Raw genomic sequence first — 16546 nt, forward strand, 5'->3', positions numbered from 1 at the left:
AGCTATTAGGGGCCGGTTCCCTTCGCTCCGCCACAAGCCCTTTGACGCGGCTCACACCCTAGTCGAGATATTCGCCGGCGCGCTGTTTCAAGGCCGCGCTGAATTCATCGAGCCAACCGATCGACAAGCGCCAACTCTGCCAATACAGATCGACGTCGAGATGGCGTCCTGGCGTCAACTCGACCAATTCGCCGCTGGCAAACGCCGGACCGAGCATCTTCGTCGGGCACATGCCCCAACCCAGCCCCGTGATGCAGGCGCGCAAGAAACCGCCTACGTGCGGCACCCAATGCTGGGGCGGATCGATGTCGGCGCGGGTCACGCGCCGCATGAACCGCGCTTGCAATGCGTCTTTCGGATTGAAGACGACGCACGGCGCCCGCCGCAGCGATTCCCGGTTCACGCCATCCGTGAAATAGCGTGCAAAGAACGACGGCGAGCATACGGCCAGATAGCGCATCCGCCCCAGACGCACGGATCGGCACCCCTGAACCGGCTCCGCCTGCGTGGTTACCGCGCCTTGCACGCTGCCGTCGCGAATGCGCTGCGCGGTGTGATCCTGATCGTCGATGACGAGGTCGAGCAGCATCCGCCGCTGCGAGCAAAACGCCGCTACGGCATCGACGAACCAAGTCCCGACGCTGTCGTCGTTCACGGCCACGCGCAGCGTTGGCCACGACTGCCCGAGCACGCTGCCGGCCATCCCCGGCATGTCATCGGATAACTGCGCCTCGAGCAAGCGCACGCGCTCGGTGTGACGGCAGAGCAACGCGCCCGACGCCGTGGCGACGCAGGGCTGCCCGCGCTTGACCAGCACGCTGCCGACGCGCTCTTCGAGCAGTTTGACCCTCTGCGAAACGGCCGATGCGGTAACGTTCAATTCCGACGCCGCGCGATCGAACGAACCGAGACGCACCACCGCCGCGAGCGCATCCAGCAAAGCGTAGTCGAGCATTAGCGTTCCTTAATCCACCTTAGATAAATTAGCTGTTCTTAGACTCATCCGGCATGCAGACTAGCGCCATTGCTTCGAATCGTCTACCGGCATCGCCATGAACTGGACCGCTTACACCCACGGGGCGGCGCTTTGCGCGTCGCTCATCGTTACGATCGGCGCGCAAAACGCCTTCGTGCTGCGCCAAGGCATTTTGCGATCGCACGTCGGCAAGATCGTCCTGCTCTGTACGGTTTCCGATTTCATCCTCATTGCGGGCGGCGTAGGCGGCGCAGCGGCGCTCGCGACGCGGTATCCACGTGTCGTCGAGTGGATCTTGTACGGCGGGCTCGCCTATCTCGCCTGGTTCGGCCTGTCCACGCTGCGGCGCGCGTGGCGCCCCGGTCACGCGGTGATGGAAGTCGCCGGCGAGCCGGCGGCCGCACCGACGGCGAGCACGCAACGCGGATGGTCGGCCGTGCTCATGGCGTTGGCGTTCACGTGGCTCAATCCGCATGTTTATGTGGACGTCTTACTGCTGATTGGAACGGCGGGAGCGAGAGAGCCGGAAGGATCTCGCGTCGCGTTCGCGCTGGGCGCGATGACGATCAGCCCGCTGTGGTTCGCATCGCTCGGTTACGGCGCGCGACTGCTGGCCCCGCTGTTTCGCAAAGCAACCGCCTGGCGCATCCTGGACGGCGCGATCGGCAGCATGGTGCTGTTCATTGCAGCCGTGCAACTGCGTTGACGCGAAGCGCGCCATCGCCGGGCCGCTGGCCCAATAAATCGCACACCTAAGGATTTCACTGTCGCGAACTGTCATGCGTTCGTGCTATAAAAGCCGCGGGCAATCGTTTGCGCGTGCCTGCCACACGCGCGTTCCGTGGTTAGGTGCTTACCATGAAAGTCATCGGATACTGCACGCTTTGGTCGATCGCGATCGCACTCTTGATCGCGATGTGCGCCATCATCAAGCAAGGGCATATCGAAGCCACCAGCACGAAGGACAGCGAGGTGGCCACCGGCAATGCCTCCAATCGCACGGCCGTCGGATCGCCGGACGCGAAACCCGTTTCGAGGCCCCCTGCACCGGCGGTGTGAAGGACCAATCTGGCGCAGCGGTTCGAGTCCCTCTCTAACCGCTGCCCTACATTTTCGCTTTACGCTGCTACGGAGACGAAGCTGAATTCCGGGCGTATGCCATCTATTTCGACAAAAGCACGGAACCGCGTCGAATTAAAATCGCTTCCAAGGCGATTGCTTATCGTCCCTCTAGACGAAAAAGCATGCACTCCATTCATGCGAATCGCGTGAATTCGGATTTTCAAAAGCGCAATTATCACCCGCTCTGTTGAATGTCGATTCATCTCCCGCGAATCGGGCCATCGGAATAATTCCGACACTCCGACCACTCAAACGCCGCCCTGCCACGCCCCCCCCAACGCCTCCGCTCGCCCCCTCGAAACTGCCATCTAAAAATGATTTACTCGAACGGCATGAGATCGATAAAACACTTCGCATCGCTTCCGTTTTAAACGATCGATCAAACCCATGCAAATTCTAAAAGAAATAGAAATATTCGTTTGGACCTGCGCCTCTATTTACACCCGTCGCGACACGCTCGTAAGGTTATGCCCGCCACTCCCCCTTATGCCAATCGGGGGCGTATATCGGTCATTCAATATTCCGCGCATTGCTTGGAGGAGACGTCCATGGCGCATATCGCGCGCACTCATTCGGCCATCGCGGCATCGTTCGGCACACTGGCGTTCGCACTGCTTTCGAGCGGCTGCAGCGGCGGCGGATCGGACGATCCGGCTCCGATCGCAACCGCTCTGTGCGCGAGCAACACTTGCTCGGGATCGGGCGCGGCCACCGTGCCGTCCGCGCCGAAAATGCTGTGCCCCGCCTCGCTCGACTACAGCACGATCTATAGCGGCGGCTCAGGCAGCGGCGAGTACATCAAAATCAGGTTCGATACGTCCAAGAAGCAGTACCAAATGACCTTCGTCGAATCGGCCGTGCCGACTTCGGCCGGACAGGTCAACACCACGCGCGCGGGCCTCACGATCACGGGCGATTTCGAGCGTCCCGATCTCTACTCGGTCGCGAACGCGCAAGGCGTCGCTACGACGCCGTTGAAGCTGCCTACCGCCGAGCAAAACCGCTGCGCGTTCGTGCTGAAGAACGGGCAAACCGCGGATGGCGGGTACAAGGTGGCGATCGATGCCAACGACCCGCCGGTGCTGTTCGTCGGCAACGGCATCGTCGGTGGCGGCATCCCCGGCTCGACGGTGCAATTCGATGGCATCGCGCTGCAGCCGGGGGTGCAGTTGGCCGTGGTGCCGAGGAAGACGTTCGACTATTACCCTTTCATCGCCTTCAGCAGAACCGCTACCGATTTTTCGAAGGTGGCGGGCCACTATAACGAACTCGGGATTCACTTCACGCCCTCGGGCGGCAACTTCCAGACAACCGCCGCCACCCCCCTCGGCGTCGCGCTCGGTTGGCAGGTCGATGGGGTGCAAGTATTCGAAACGTTGGCCGCCGACGGCTCGTGCGCCCCAGATAGCGGGCAGTCGTACACGTCCTGCCCGACGACGGGCGGCAATTGGACCTTGAGGACGAACGCGGACGGCACGCCCGACAATGTGTTCACGAGCGCCGCCAATCGAAACTTGGGCCTCGGCAATATCTATCCGGTCACTGGCGCGGGCGAGCTGCAATCGGCCCTCGCCGGCAATCAGGCGCACGGCGTCATGATCGCGGGCGAGATCGAGGGGCATGTGATCCCCGTCGTCATTCGGGTGGGATACGCACATTCGGGTACGGGCTTGCTCGATTCTTCGGTCGACGACCAGCTCGGCATTTCACTGCTCGCTCCGGTGCGGAACATCGACGCCTCCTCCTTGAGCGGCGCGTTCATCGGCGCGAACAGCGTGACGGCATGCGGTCTGGTCAGCGCATACGGACCAACGTCGGCCTCGCCGCCGATTTACGAAGGCGCGTGCTTGGACGATACGACGACGAAAAACGCCGGCGTCAATTACACGTCGACCCTCTTCGAAGGCGCGAATGCAGCTTTCCTCGATCCATTCACGTCCAAGGCGGCGACGAACTTCGCGCTCGACTTCACGCAAGCGCAGCCGGGACTCGTCGAAGTCACCGCGCAGAACGACTTCGCATCGGGCGCCGCCACCGTATTCAAGCGCGGCGACACCGGATATTTGATCAAGGCGGGCTCGGTGTTCGCATTGCTGATGAACGGCACGGGCCTGCCGAACCCCTTCTTCACGATCGGCGCATTCGTGCAGTAGTTGCGATAGCGCCTCCCGAGGCGGCCGCGTGGCGCCAGCCGGCCGTCATTCCATCCTGCCATCACTCTGATGAGAGGTTTTCGACATGAAGCGTTTCAAGCTCATTCCCGTAGGTGCGGCATTGGCGTTATCGGTCATGGTTTCGGCATCCGCCTTCGCCGTGACCGTTTCTCCAGCCGGTTCGATCAGCTTGACCGGCGCCGCCACGCTCACGAAGTCGGGCAACGCTGTAGGCTGCACGGCCAACCTGGTCGGGTCGATCACGAATACCGGCGCAATCCAGATCACCTCGGCCTCGTTCAGCGGCCATGCGTTATGCGCCGGCGTGACCGCGAGGGGCCTGCCGTGGACGGGGCAAGTGCTGTCGAAGACGGCCTTGTCGCTGGACAACGTCGCGGTCAACACGCCGCTCGGTGCATGCGCGCCGACCGCCATCAACGGGAGCGTTGCTCAAACGGCCAGCCCGAATCAAACGATCATCGGCCTTTCCGATCAAGCGCTGTCGGGCGGCTGCTCGGTCACGGGCTCGCTCAGCACGACGCCGTCCTTGACGGTGGAATAACCGGCTAGCCGCGGCCAAACGACCGCGGCGTCGAGCGCGCCCGCCTTGCGAGGAGCGAGCGCGCGACGCATACCGCTCGATGCGCGGGCTCTGCATTCAGAATCCATTATTCAGGACTCCTTATGATTTGGCGTAGCTTGCTCTCGATGGCGCTGGCCGCTTTCGCATTGGCCGCCTGCGGCGGCAGCGGCGGCGATCCGCCGGCCCCGGTCGCGACGCGGTTATGTCCGCCAGCGATCGATTACAGCACCGTCTTCACGGGCGGCGCCGGCTCCGGCGAACTCGTGCAAGTGCAACTCGACACGACCGCGATGACGTACAAGATCACGTACCTCGCCTCGCCGGTGCCCATCACCAAAGGCACCGTGTTGCCCACGCGCGCCACCGCGCCGAACAACGTCGCATCGGGTACGTTGACGCAAGAAACCTTGCTGCCGACGACGAAGCGCAATCAATGCGCGTTCCGTTTGAACGATGCGAGCCTCGATCCGGCCCGCCCCGCCCGCGTGTTCCTGGGCGAAGGGGTGCTCGGCGGCACAATTCCCGGGGCGCGAATTGCATTCGCAGGCGTGGCCGGCGTAGGCGTCGTGCCCGACACGACGTTTCCCTACTACCCGTTCATCGCCTTCTCCCAAACGTCGACGAACCTTGCCGAAATCGCGGGCGCCTATTCGATGCTCGGCTATCACAAAGTGCCTTCGCAAAACTTCGCGCCCGTCGCCGTCGATGCCTCCCTCACGATCAAGGCCGACGGCAGCTTCACGGAGTGCGACAACAGCGGGTCATACGCGGGGCAATGCAGGCAATCGGGAACGAACTTCGTCGCGCGCACCGATTCGGGGACGTTCGAGACCGATCGCTTCACCGGCCAAGTCGCACCCACGCAAGCCGTACACGGTGCGCAGGCGCAAGGCATTCTGATCGTCGGCAAGCTGCGCGGCCAGTTGGTGCCGATCCTCGTTCGCGTCGGCGCGGCCGATCCGTCGATCGTGTCGGCACCCGGCTCGCCGCCCAAATCTCCGCTGGCCGACGACGAATCGGGCATCGCCATGCTTGCGCCGCAATCGCACGTCGCCGCCGGTACGCAAAACGGCGAATACATCGGCGTCGACAGCAACTTCGCTTATCGCGCAACGGCGCTCGTGAACACGCAAGCGACGATGCTCGATCCATTCAATGCCTCGCTGGCCTCGCTCGCGACCGCACTCGATCTCGATCACACCCAGGCCTTGCCCGGGCTCGTGGCGACGAGCAAAACCGGCGCGGCGGCCGCCACGCCCGCGGGCAAGATGATCTTTTCCGGCGGCGCGATCGGGTACCTCGACCTATCGGACCCGAGCGCACCGTACTTCGCCGTCAGCGCGTTCGTCCAGTGATCGCGTGACGGATCAGGCCAAGGAGTGATCGCTATGGGGACCAAAACCGCGGATGGGACGTTACTCGAGGTCAGTAACGCCAAGCTGAAGGCCGACCAGATCATCACGTTCTTGGCCGTTTCCTATCGGTTTTGAGCGCCGTCGTCCTCCCGTCGCCACGGCGGGGTTTTCGGACGCGGTAAAGACCTGCAGTATGATCCCATCTTTATTCCGAATCCCGGCGCCGCGGCGGCTTCGCCTGCGTTGCCCGCCGTATCGCTCCGTCAATGCTCACGCCGATGATCACGATCGCCGCCCGAAACCGTCGCCAACTGCTCGGCCCCGCCCTTTTGCTCGCCATCGCCGTAGGCGGGCTGTTTTACGTCAAATGGTTTCCGTATTACAACCGGGCGTTCGTGGCCGCCAGCCACCATGCGATCGGCAATTCCATCTTGATGGGCATGGCCTCCGCCCCGCCCGCCGCTTCGTGGAGCGCCGCGCTCGGCTATGCGCTCGCCTACGGCAAGGCGATCTGGCAAGCCATGGTGCTCGGCCTCCTGTTGGGCTCGGCCGTGCAGGCGTTGATTCCGGCGCAGTGGATCATGCGTGCGCTGGGAAAAACCGGCTTCGGCAGCGTCGTGACGGGCGCGGTCATGTCGCTTCCCGGCATGATGTGCACGTGCTGCGCGGCGCCAGTCGTTGCCGGATTGCGCGCGTGCCGCGCCGCGCCAGGCGCCGCGATCGCGTTCTGGCTTGGCAATACGCTGCTCAATCCGGCCACGCTCGTGTTCATCGGCTTCGTGCTCGGGTGGCAATGGATGGGGCTGCGGCTCGTGCTAGGTCTCGCCATGGTGCTCGGCATCGGCTACTGGGTCGACCGCAGCGCGACCGACGAAGAGGCCGTTGCCGCAAGCAGTGCGCTCGACGAGATGGCGCGCACCGAGGACACGGGCCGCATGCTCACGCGCTGGCTGAAAATCTTCACGCGCATGGCGCTGCGCCTCATTCCCGAGTACATCGTGCTGGTGTTGTTGATGGGCGCGGCGCGTGCGTGGCTGTTCCCGCACATCGGCCCCGGTATCGATGCAAGCATCGCGTGGATCTTGGCGTTCGCCGTCGCGGGCGCGCTGTTCGTCATTCCGACCGCGGGCGAAGTGCCGATCATTCAAGCGATGCTGTCGTTGGGCATGGCGACGGCGCCTGCCGCTGCCCTGCTCATGACGCTGCCGCCCGTGAGCGTGCCTTCCGTGGCAATGCTCGGTCGATCGTTCCCGCCGAGGATTTTGGCGCTCACATGCGCGTGCGTGGTGGCGGCAGGCGTGATCGCAGGTTGGATCGCGATGACGCTCGGCATGTAAAACCGACGCGGCCGCCGGGTCCGAGCTCGTTCGCGCCGCACCATGCGGCCTGCACGGCGGGCAGCCGCCTCGCTATGCAACCTGCGCGAACATCACGAACGCGGCCGCGGCCATGATTGTCGCAGCTAGCCATCCCAGCGCGCGCACCGAGCGGCCAGCCGTGTATCGCCCCATCACCGAAGCCTTCGACACGAGCACGATGATGACGACGATGAGCGGCACCGCGACCACACCGTTGATGATCGCGCTCAACACCAGCGCCTTCATCGGGCTGATCGGCGTGTATTGCAGGACGAGTCCCATGAGCACGCTTACGGCGATGATGCCGTAGAAGCCGCGCGCATCGGTGGCTTCCCGCTCGAGCCCTTCCTTCCAATTCAGGGCCTCCGACAGCGCGTACGCGCCCGAGCCTGCAAGCACGGGCACGCCGATCATGCCTACGCCGAAAATGCCCGTCGCGAACAGGAACGACGCGAAATTGCCCGCCAGGGGGCGCAGCGCACTCGCCGCCTGCGCTGCCGTGTCGACGTTCGTGATACCGGCCACGTGAAGCGTCACGCCAGTTGCCAGCATGATGAACCAAGCCGTCAAGTCCGAATAGAACATGCCGCTCCACGTATCCCAGCGAATGCGCCGCAATTCTGCGGGCGCGGCTCGCGCATCGACCATGAGCGGACGGCTGCCGCGTTTGCCCTGCATGTCTTCGACTTCTTCCGCGGCCTGCCAGAAAAACAGATAGGGGCTAATGGTCGTACCGAAGACGCCGACCACGACGGCAGCCGCCGCCGGCCCCGGCGTGAAGGCGGGCCAGACCGTATGCCAGGCAACCTGCTTCCATGGCACATGCACCGTGAACAGGACGGCCGCGTAGGCGAGCAGCGAAAGCGTCAGCCACTTCAAGAAATAGACATAACGGTGATACGGCACGAAGATCTGTAGCAGCAGCGTGGCGAACACGAAAACTGCCGTCATCAAGTGGCGGTTCACGCCCGTCACGAGTTCCGCGCACTCACCCATCGCCGCGACGTCGGCCGCGATATTGAGCGTGTTGGCGAGGAGCAGTAAAAATACGACGAAAAAAAGAACGGCTGGAGGAAAGGCAAGCTTGATGTTGGCCGCGAGCCCCTTCCCGGTCACCCGGCCCAGGTTCGCGCACATCATTTGGACCGCCGCCATCAACGGCAACGCAAGCGGCATCGTCCACAGCATCGTGAGACCGAACTGCGCCCCGGCCTGAGAGTATGTTGCGATGCCGCTCGGGTCGTCGTCGGCGACGCCCGTGATCAACCCAGGGCCGACCCGCGCGAGCGGATGCTCTTTCAACCGAGCGAACAGCGCGCGAAAGACACTCGGGCGCGGGGTGTTGTCGATGTGCATCGATTCGCCTCGGTAGTCAGCATCGAATCATTCGGGGACGTTGACCAAGAAGAGACGAGGTGCGCGCGCGGCCGCCCGATCACGGGCGCACTCCGACGGCCATTACGGGCCGGCAGCGCAAGCATGAACTACGGCGTCGTTTTGCGCTTGACGCAAGTCAAGGCTCGAACTTGCAGGCGCTCCGGCGTTCAGGCGTCAAAGATAGCTACAGACGTAATCCAACGTTTCGGTCACCTCGATATCGAAGCGGCTTTTGCCGGGCACGGAGAACGATTCGCCCGCACCGTACGTGGACCACGCATCGCTGCCTTCGAGCCGAATCCGGCATTGCCCCGCCTGCACTTCCATCAGTTCCGGCGCGTCGGTGCCGAAGTTCAGCGTACCGGGCAAAATCACGCCTAGCGTCTTGCGCGAGCCGTCGGCAAACAAAACGGTGTGCGAAACGCACTTGCCATCGAAGTAAACGTTGGCGCGCTTGATCACGGAAACTTGGTCGAATTGCGTTGCAGCCGTCATGGCGGGGGTTCCTCCGGGTTGTCGTAAACGAATGTAGCATCGATGCATCGCCGCGGATGCAGCTCGCCGTGCAGGCAAGCCTCGCCGCGGCGCACGGCCGTCATGATACCGGCTGTCGCGGCCATCTCCGCCATTCGGATACACGGTGGGACTTGGGATCGACCGAGATCGTCCAACGGCACGAAATCCTCGAAGCGTGCGATACGCGCCGTGACGAACTCGAACCCATGCGCGATATCGACGCGTCAGCGCTGTTTCAGCGATTCGGCCTTTCCGGCAAAAGCCCGTGGCTCGCTAGCACCCCTTGCAAGCGCGGCTGTATACCGTGCAACGACAGCCCGTCCGCCAATTCGACCAAAGGCGCGATCCGGCGCTTCAGCTTCTCGACGTGATTCTGTGCGATGTCCGCGATCCGATGATCGAGATAAGGATTGCTGAAGCGCTCCCTCACGCTGGCCAAATAATGCTCGGCTCGATCGCCCAAGCCCATGGCGACGAAAACCGGCAGCACCTCTTCATGCCACACCGTCTCGAGACCCTCGCGCAAGTGGCAATCGTTCATCGCATCGAGCACCGTTTCGGACGACGGCCGCGCATTGTTGCGCCACTGCTCGGCAAGCCAGGTATGGCCCAGATTGAGAAAGAAAAGTTTTAGCCGCTCGTAGCTGCGCAGATCGTCCGTCAGCGCGATGCACTCATGCGCACACGGCAGTTGCATTCCCGCACGCCGCTCGATCGCCCAGAGCGCGTAGGGCTCCGCGACTGCGCCTACCGGAGCGATCGGCTCCGACACGATTCGATCGACCAGCGAATTGACCCACACGCATCGCTGCCTCACATAGTCGACGAACGTTTCGGGCAACGACCATTGCCGCGCGAGCGCGACGACGATATCGCGCAACGTGTCGCCGTTGTTCTCCACCAACTCGCAGGGGAAGATCGACACGCCATCGCTTGCGCGCTCGCGCCAGCGAGCATGCAGCAACGCGAGAAGCTTTGCCGGGTAGCTGCGCGGGACGCCGCCGTTCGTAAGAAGATCGGGCGTGTCGCGTTCATCGAGTCGATAACCCATGTCGCCCGTGTTCGACACGATCACGCGGACGTCTTCGATCGTCGCGTGGCGTACGGCATCCCAGTCTCGGTCGGCAATCCATGCGGCGCGAATGGCATGGCCCGTCACGACGCGATCCACCGCCACGCCATGTTCGCTCCCACGAATTCGCACCGGATATCCGCCCGGTTTCGACAGCGCGTCAATACGGGCTCGACTCACCGGGCTATCGGTCGTCTGCACGACGCTGATGCCGCCAATCGCATCGCCGCGCTCGAGCGCCTGCGAGACGAACAACGCGACATGCGCCAGCAGAAATCGGCTCGTGCCGAATTGAAGTATCGGTTCGCTCATGCTGCGCACCCCGGCCGCTGCTTCACTGCTTCTAGCATGGGCTCAGCACTCCACCAACGCTTTCACCACCGTCGGCCCCGGCTCCAGTAATCGCGGCAGGCCGTCCGGCACATCGGCAAGATGCATGCGGTGCGTATTGAGCGCTCGATCGGGAATGCGACCCGCGCGCATCGCTTCGAGCACGGTCTCGAAATCCGCGGTGGTGGCGTTGCGGCTGGCAAGCAACGTCGTCTCGCGCTTATGGAATTCGGGATCGGAGAAGCTCACCTGCCCCGGCACGATCGAGATCAGCGTATAGGTGCCGCCATGGGCGACGAATCCGAAGCCGCGATTCATCGCATCGATATTGCCCGTCGCATCGAAGACGACATCGAAAAATTCCCCGTTCGTGAGCGACGCCAGTTGCTCCGTATCGGTAGCGCCCACGGCCACGGCTGCATCGACGTTCAGTTCGGAACGGCAAAATGCCAAGCGATCCGCACGCGTGTCGAGGCAAGTCACGTTGGCCCCGCGCAACTTCGCGAAGATCATGGCGGCCATGCCGATCGGACCGGCCCCTACCACCAAGACGCGTTGCCCGGACGATACGTTCGCGCGTCGCACGGCGTGCGCCCCGATGGCGAGAAACTCGAGCATCGCTGCTTGATCGAGCGACACGCCTTCGGCCTTATGCACGAACTGCGCCGGCACGCTGACGTACTCGGTGAGCGCGCCGTCGCGATGCACGCCCAACACCTTGATATCGACGCAACAGTTGGTCTTGCCTTGACGGCATGCCACGCAGTGCCCGCATGACAAATAGGGCATGACGTAGACGCAATCGCCAGCGGCGAAGCCGGAGCCGGGTTCCGCCTCGGTCACCACCGCGGAGAACTCATGGCCCATGACACGCGGATACTGCAGATACGGCTGATTGCCAGTGAAGATGTGCAAGTCGGTGCCGCAAATTCCGACGCGCGCCACGCGCAGCATCACCTCGCCCGCCGCCCGCACGGGCGGCTCGGTTTGCCGTGCGCGCAACACCCCCGGTGATTCGCAAATCACGCTAAGCATAGAAATATCCTCTTCGAACGAATCAAGCGTGGCGGACGATTCCGCCTACGCGATAGAACTTGCATGCATTGCCGCCGAAAACGGCGGGTAGCGCTTCCGAGCCCAACAACCGTGCGCAATCGTCTTCGCATGCAGCCAACCACTCGCCATAGCCGCCAGGGCCGGAAGCCAGGCGCAACACGGGCCAGTCGCTGCCCCACATCAATCGTTGCGCTCCGAACAGATCGGCGAGCACGCGAACATATGGGCGCACGCGCGCTCCGATCGTTTCGTCACCGGTCGCTTCACCCGCCTCGGTCCACAGCCCGGAAAGTTTGCAATGCACGTTCGATAACCGCGCAAGCGAACTCATCAGCGATAGCCATGGCTCGACCTCTCCGCGCGCAATCGGCGGTTTCGCGCCGTGATCGATGACGATTCGCAAGTCCGGGTAGCGCCGTGCAAAAGCGTGTAGGGCTCCGAGATGGCGAGGCAGGACGAGCGCATCGAAGCGCAGATCGTGCTCGATCATGGCCGTGACGGCGCGCTCCAAGGCGCGATCGTCGATCCATGCGTCATCGGCCAGATCCTGCAGCATCGGCCGCAGCCCACGGGCCTTAGGGTGTGCGACGAATGCAGCTACCTTCTGCGCCGCGTCCGCCGCCTTCAAATCAAGCCAACCAACGACGGCGCATACCGTCGGCGTCTGCTCGGCGATCCCGAGCAGATAGTGCGTGTCGGCCTCCGTCGGCAGCGACTGAACCAACACCGTGCCGTCGATGCGCGCAGCGACCAATTGAGGTTCCAGGTCTTGCGGGCCAAAATCGCGATGAATCGCCTCCAACTCGCGGGGCGGCCAGCAACCGGAACGCGCGTCGATTTGCCAATAGTGCTGGTGTGCATCGATACGCATCGGGCGAACGTCGGAGGCATTCATCGTAGAGAGATCGAATCGTGAGCGTATGAATCGGTGAATCTCGTTTCGTCGAAAGCGGCCCGCGTCGATCGGTTTGAGCGTCGACGCGGACCTCCGTCATCAATAAAGCACGTTCTTCGCTTCAGGCGAATCGAGGTTTTGCTTGTCGACCATCACGACGCCGGTATCGATGTTTTTCGCAACCTTCTTATGTTCGATCACGTTCACGACGGTTTGAATGCCCTTGTATCCCATCTGATAAGAGCCTTGAACGGCGATCCCTTGGATCGTCCCGTCACGCACGAAATTTTGCAGATCCTGATTGCCGTCGAAGCCGATCGCCACCACCTTGCCCGCCTTCCCGGACTGCTTGAGCGCGCGCCCCACCCCAATCGCAGTTGGCTCGTTCGCACCGAAGACCCCCTTCAGATCGGGGTTCGCCGACAGCACGTCGGTGGTCTGATTCAATGCCGTCGCCATCTGGGACTGCGAGTAGTACGGACCGACGATCTTCAGCTTGGAATGTGCCGCAAGGTATTTCTTGAAGCCGCCGACACGCCCGATTTCCGACCCGGCGCCCGGCACGTAGGACATGAGCGCGATCTTTCCCGTCTGACCGACGTGGGCGATCAGCGCCTTCGCACAAAGCTCACCGGCCTTCTCGTTGTCAGTGGACAAAAACGACTGGTAGTACTGCTTGCCCGCATCGGAGAGCGCCGAGTCGATCAGGACGACAGGGATGTGCGCTTCCCACGCCTTCTTGATGGCCGGCACCAGCGCGTCGGGATCGGATGGCGCGAGCACGATGCCTGCGACGTGTCGATTGACGGCGTTCTCGACCATATTGACTTCGTCCGTGATGTCCGATTCCGCGGCCGGGCCTTGGAACGTCATCGTGTAGCCCTTGGCTTCGCCGAGTGCGGCTTTCGCCCCCTTCTGCACGTTCTGCCAGTAGTTCGAATTGACCGTCTTGACGATCACCGCAATCTCGCCGCCCGCCGCGTACGCGCCCGAGCTGAACGCCGTGCCCAGCAGCGCCGCTATCGCCAGCATGGAAAACTTTTGCATGTCTCGCTCCTCATTCTCGTGGTTGGAACTTCGTTTGATTACCGCTTCCTGCTTCGCAATTGATCGATCCACACCGTGCCCAAAATCACGACGCCGATGATGATCTGTTGGATGAAGCTCGATACGCCATTCATGTTCAAACCATTGCGCAGCACGCCGATGACGAACGCGCCGATGGCCGTGCCCGAGATCGTGCCCACGCCGCCCATGAGCGAAGTCCCGCCGATCACCGCGCTTGCGATCGCATCGAGTTCGTACATCACGCCCTCGTTCGGCTGTCCGGTCACGAGACGCGACATCAACACGCAACCGGTTACACCGGCCAACGCCCCGGACAGGACATACGTAAACATGGTCACGCCCCGGACGTCGACGCCCGAGAGCCGTGCCGCCTCGGCATTGGAGCCCACGGCATAGATGTGACGGCCGAGCGAGGTCTTCGACAACAGGACGGCGCCGGCAATGAACAGCACGATCATGATCACGACGGGGTACGGAATGCCTGGAAACGTCGTGTCGGGAAAGCCGTCCGCGCCGATGCGGGAGATGCGGAACAACGCGCCGTTGCCCAGCACGCCGAACGCATCGCTCAGCTCGGAGACCGGCCGCGCGCCGGTGATTTGCAGCGCAAGCCCGCGGGCGACCAACATCATGCCGAGCGTCGCGATGAAGGGCGGCAACCCCATGCGCGTCACGCAGACGCCGTTGACGAACCCGCACAGCGCGCCAACACAGACGCCGCACAACATCGCGGCAGGCACCGGCACGCCCGCCTTCGTGAGCAATGCGGCCGATACGCCCGCGAGCGCGAGAACCGAGCCGACCGACAAGTCGATGCCGCCCGTGATGATCACGCAGGTTGCCGCAACGCCGAGGTAAGCGATCGACGTGACCTGCAGGGACACGGTCATCATGTTGCCGACCGAAAAGAACGCGGAACTCGTTACCGAAAACGCGATCACGAGGGCGACCAAGCTGCCCAATGCGGCGAACTTCTGAATGAGATCGCGGCGGCGCTGACGCGCGGCGCGATCGGCCACCTGGCTTCGATCCGATGTCATTTCAAGCATGCGTGAACCCCGAAGCAAAGTGCATGATCTCCTCCTGATTGGTCTGTTTCGTATCGAGAACGGCCGTGATGCGGCCTTCGTGAAATACCGCGATTCGATCGGTCATGCCGAGCAGCTCGGGCAACTCCGAGCTGATCAGCACGACACCGACACCGTCCGCCGCTAATCGATCCATCAATCCATAGATCGCGAACTTCGCGCCCACGTCGATCCCTCGCGTAGGCTCGTCGAAGAACAAGATCTTCGAGCCGCGATACAGCCATTTTCCGATCACGACCTTCTGCTGGTTGCCGCCCGACAAATTGCGCACGATCTGGTCGACGGACGGCGTGCGAATCGCCAAGTCATTCACATAGCGGCGCGCGACCTCCGCCTCTTCATCGAAACGAAGGAAGCCCGCACGCGAGGAAACGGCGCCGACGTTTGCGAGCGTGAGGTTCGCCGCGACGGACATGCCGAGCGCCAAGCCATCTTGCTTGCGGTCTTCCGATAGATAGGCGATGCCATGGCGGATCGCTTCGCGCGGCGAGCGCACCGTCACGGGACGGCCATCGAGTTCGATCGATCCGTGGTCCAACCGGTCCGCACCGAAGACGGCGCGCGCCACCTCTGTCCGGCCCGCGCCCATGAGCCCCGCGAAGCCGAGGATTTCTCCCCTGCGCAGATCGAACGACACCGGCCCGAACACGCCCTCCCGACGAACGTTGCGCACTCGCAGCAAGACGTCGCTGGTGGGCACGGAGTGCCTTGGCGGGTAGGCGTCGTCGAGCGAGCGACCGACCATGCGCGCGACGATATCGTTCACGCTCACCGCGGAAAATTCGTCGGTGGAGATGTAGCGGCCGTCGCGCAATACCGTGACGCGATCGACGATCTGCGCCATTTCATCGAGACGATGCGAGATGTACAGAATCGCGACGCCGTCCGCGCGCAATTCCTCGATGATGCGGAAAAGCTGCACCGTTTCCGACTCGGTCAGCGACGACGTCGGTTCGTCCATGATGAGGACGCGCGCCTCGAACGACAGCGCCTTCGCAATTTCGACCAGTTGTTGCTGCGCGATCGACAAAGTGCGCACGAGCGTGGTGGGCGCGACTTCCAAGCCGATCCGAGCGAGGCACCGCACGGCATCCGCATTGAGCTTGCGCGTGTCGACAAACGGGCCGCGTTTGGGCTCGCGCGCGAGGAAAAGGTTTTCCGCCACGCTCAAGTGCGGCACGAGATTCAGTTCCTGGTGGATGATCGCGATGCCGGCCGCCTGCGCCTGCGAAGTCGAGGCGAATCGCACCTGCTCCCCGCGGTAGCGGATGACGCCCTCGTCCGGTTGATACTGGCCGCTGATGATCTTCATCAACGTCGATTTGCCCGCCCCGTTCTCGCCGCACACCGCGTGAACTTCACCCGCCCGAAGGTCCAAACGAATGCCGTCGAGGGCAACGACCCCGGGGAAACGCTTCACGATTCCTTCGAGACGCAACAGCTCTTCGCCTGCGGCGCGCCTCTCGGCGAGGGCAAGACTCGATGGGCCGCCCGGCATGGTCATGACGTCATGTCTCCTATGAGGACCACCAACGCGCCTAGCGTGGTCAGTCCAATTTTGCTCGAACGAGTCGAAAGCCGCGTTTTGGTCATGCCA

At 62.9% G+C, this 16546-nt stretch carries 15 protein-coding genes; 6 read left to right on the forward strand and 9 right to left on the reverse strand.

Annotated features, from left to right (window positions below; all coding sequences use genetic code 11):
- Nucleotides 1–58: 58 nt before the first annotated feature.
- Entirely contained in the window at nucleotides 59–955 is an 897-nt protein-coding gene (locus MMB74_RS09560; protein ID WP_277428385.1) for a LysR family transcriptional regulator ArgP, read from the reverse strand.
- Between the two features lie 97 nt (nucleotides 956–1052).
- Here MMB74_RS09560 and MMB74_RS09565 point away from each other — a divergent pair, with 97 nt between their 5' ends.
- The 6 genes from MMB74_RS09565 to MMB74_RS09590 all read left to right on the forward strand — a co-directional run bounded on the left by MMB74_RS09565 (nucleotide 1053) and on the right by MMB74_RS09590 (nucleotide 7526).
- A complete protein-coding gene (locus MMB74_RS09565; RefSeq protein ID WP_277428386.1) occupies nucleotides 1053–1682 on the forward strand; it encodes a LysE/ArgO family amino acid transporter in 630 nt (209 codons plus the stop codon).
- A 152-nt stretch (nucleotides 1683–1834) separates the two neighbouring features.
- Complete coding sequence (locus MMB74_RS09570; protein WP_277428387.1) at nucleotides 1835–2035, forward strand: hypothetical protein; 201 nt, start codon at nucleotides 1835–1837, stop codon at nucleotides 2033–2035.
- Between the two features lie 611 nt (nucleotides 2036–2646).
- Nucleotides 2647–4251, forward strand: coding sequence for a DUF2957 domain-containing protein (locus MMB74_RS09575; protein ID WP_277428388.1), 1605 nt, complete (start codon nucleotides 2647–2649; stop codon nucleotides 4249–4251).
- 85 nt (nucleotides 4252–4336) lie between these two features.
- The gene (locus MMB74_RS09580; protein ID WP_277428389.1) at nucleotides 4337–4813 is read left to right on the forward strand and encodes an activator protein; all 477 of its coding nucleotides are present in this window, start codon (nucleotides 4337–4339) and stop codon (nucleotides 4811–4813) included.
- 122 nt (nucleotides 4814–4935) lie between these two features.
- Complete coding sequence (locus tag MMB74_RS09585; protein WP_277428390.1) at nucleotides 4936–6189, forward strand: DUF2957 domain-containing protein; 1254 nt, start codon at nucleotides 4936–4938, stop codon at nucleotides 6187–6189.
- 266 nt (nucleotides 6190–6455) lie between these two features.
- Complete coding sequence (locus tag MMB74_RS09590; protein ID WP_277428391.1) at nucleotides 6456–7526, forward strand: permease; 1071 nt, start codon at nucleotides 6456–6458, stop codon at nucleotides 7524–7526.
- Nucleotides 7527–7598: 72 nt separating this feature from the next.
- Here MMB74_RS09590 and MMB74_RS09595 read toward each other — a convergent pair whose 3' ends face one another.
- The 8 genes from MMB74_RS09595 to MMB74_RS09630 all read right to left on the reverse strand — a co-directional run bounded on the left by MMB74_RS09595 (nucleotide 7599) and on the right by MMB74_RS09630 (nucleotide 16447).
- On the reverse strand, nucleotides 7599–8903 hold the full coding sequence (locus MMB74_RS09595; protein ID WP_277428392.1) for a divalent metal cation transporter: 1305 nt from the start codon (nucleotides 8901–8903) through the stop codon (nucleotides 7599–7601).
- A gap of 195 nt (nucleotides 8904–9098) precedes the next feature.
- Entirely contained in the window at nucleotides 9099–9419 is a 321-nt protein-coding gene (locus tag MMB74_RS09600; RefSeq protein WP_277428393.1) for a pyrimidine/purine nucleoside phosphorylase, read from the reverse strand.
- 256 nt (nucleotides 9420–9675) lie between these two features.
- On the reverse strand, nucleotides 9676–10824 hold the full coding sequence (locus MMB74_RS09605; protein WP_277428394.1) for a mannitol dehydrogenase family protein: 1149 nt from the start codon (nucleotides 10822–10824) through the stop codon (nucleotides 9676–9678).
- 42 nt (nucleotides 10825–10866) lie between these two features.
- Nucleotides 10867–11877, reverse strand: coding sequence for a zinc-binding alcohol dehydrogenase family protein (locus MMB74_RS09610; protein ID WP_277428395.1), 1011 nt, complete (start codon nucleotides 11875–11877; stop codon nucleotides 10867–10869).
- Nucleotides 11878–11899: 22 nt separating this feature from the next.
- Nucleotides 11900–12793: an amidohydrolase family protein gene (locus MMB74_RS09615; protein WP_277428396.1), complete on the reverse strand. Its 894-nt coding sequence runs from the start codon at nucleotides 12791–12793 to the stop codon at nucleotides 11900–11902.
- Nucleotides 12794–12892: 99 nt separating this feature from the next.
- Entirely contained in the window at nucleotides 12893–13840 is a 948-nt protein-coding gene (locus MMB74_RS09620; protein WP_277428397.1) for an ABC transporter substrate-binding protein, read from the reverse strand.
- 38 nt (nucleotides 13841–13878) lie between these two features.
- Entirely contained in the window at nucleotides 13879–14910 is a 1032-nt protein-coding gene (locus tag MMB74_RS09625) for an ABC transporter permease (protein ID WP_277428398.1), read from the reverse strand.
- Nucleotides 14903–16447 (reverse strand): sugar ABC transporter ATP-binding protein, encoded by a 1545-nt coding sequence (locus tag MMB74_RS09630; RefSeq protein WP_277428624.1) that lies wholly within the window; start codon nucleotides 16445–16447, stop codon nucleotides 14903–14905. The genes MMB74_RS09625 and MMB74_RS09630 overlap by 8 nt, the downstream gene beginning before the upstream one ends.
- Nucleotides 16448–16546: the final 99 nt, after the last annotated feature.

Source organism: Trinickia sp. Y13, from assembly GCF_029522115.1.
Lineage (GTDB): Bacteria > Pseudomonadota > Gammaproteobacteria > Burkholderiales > Burkholderiaceae > Trinickia.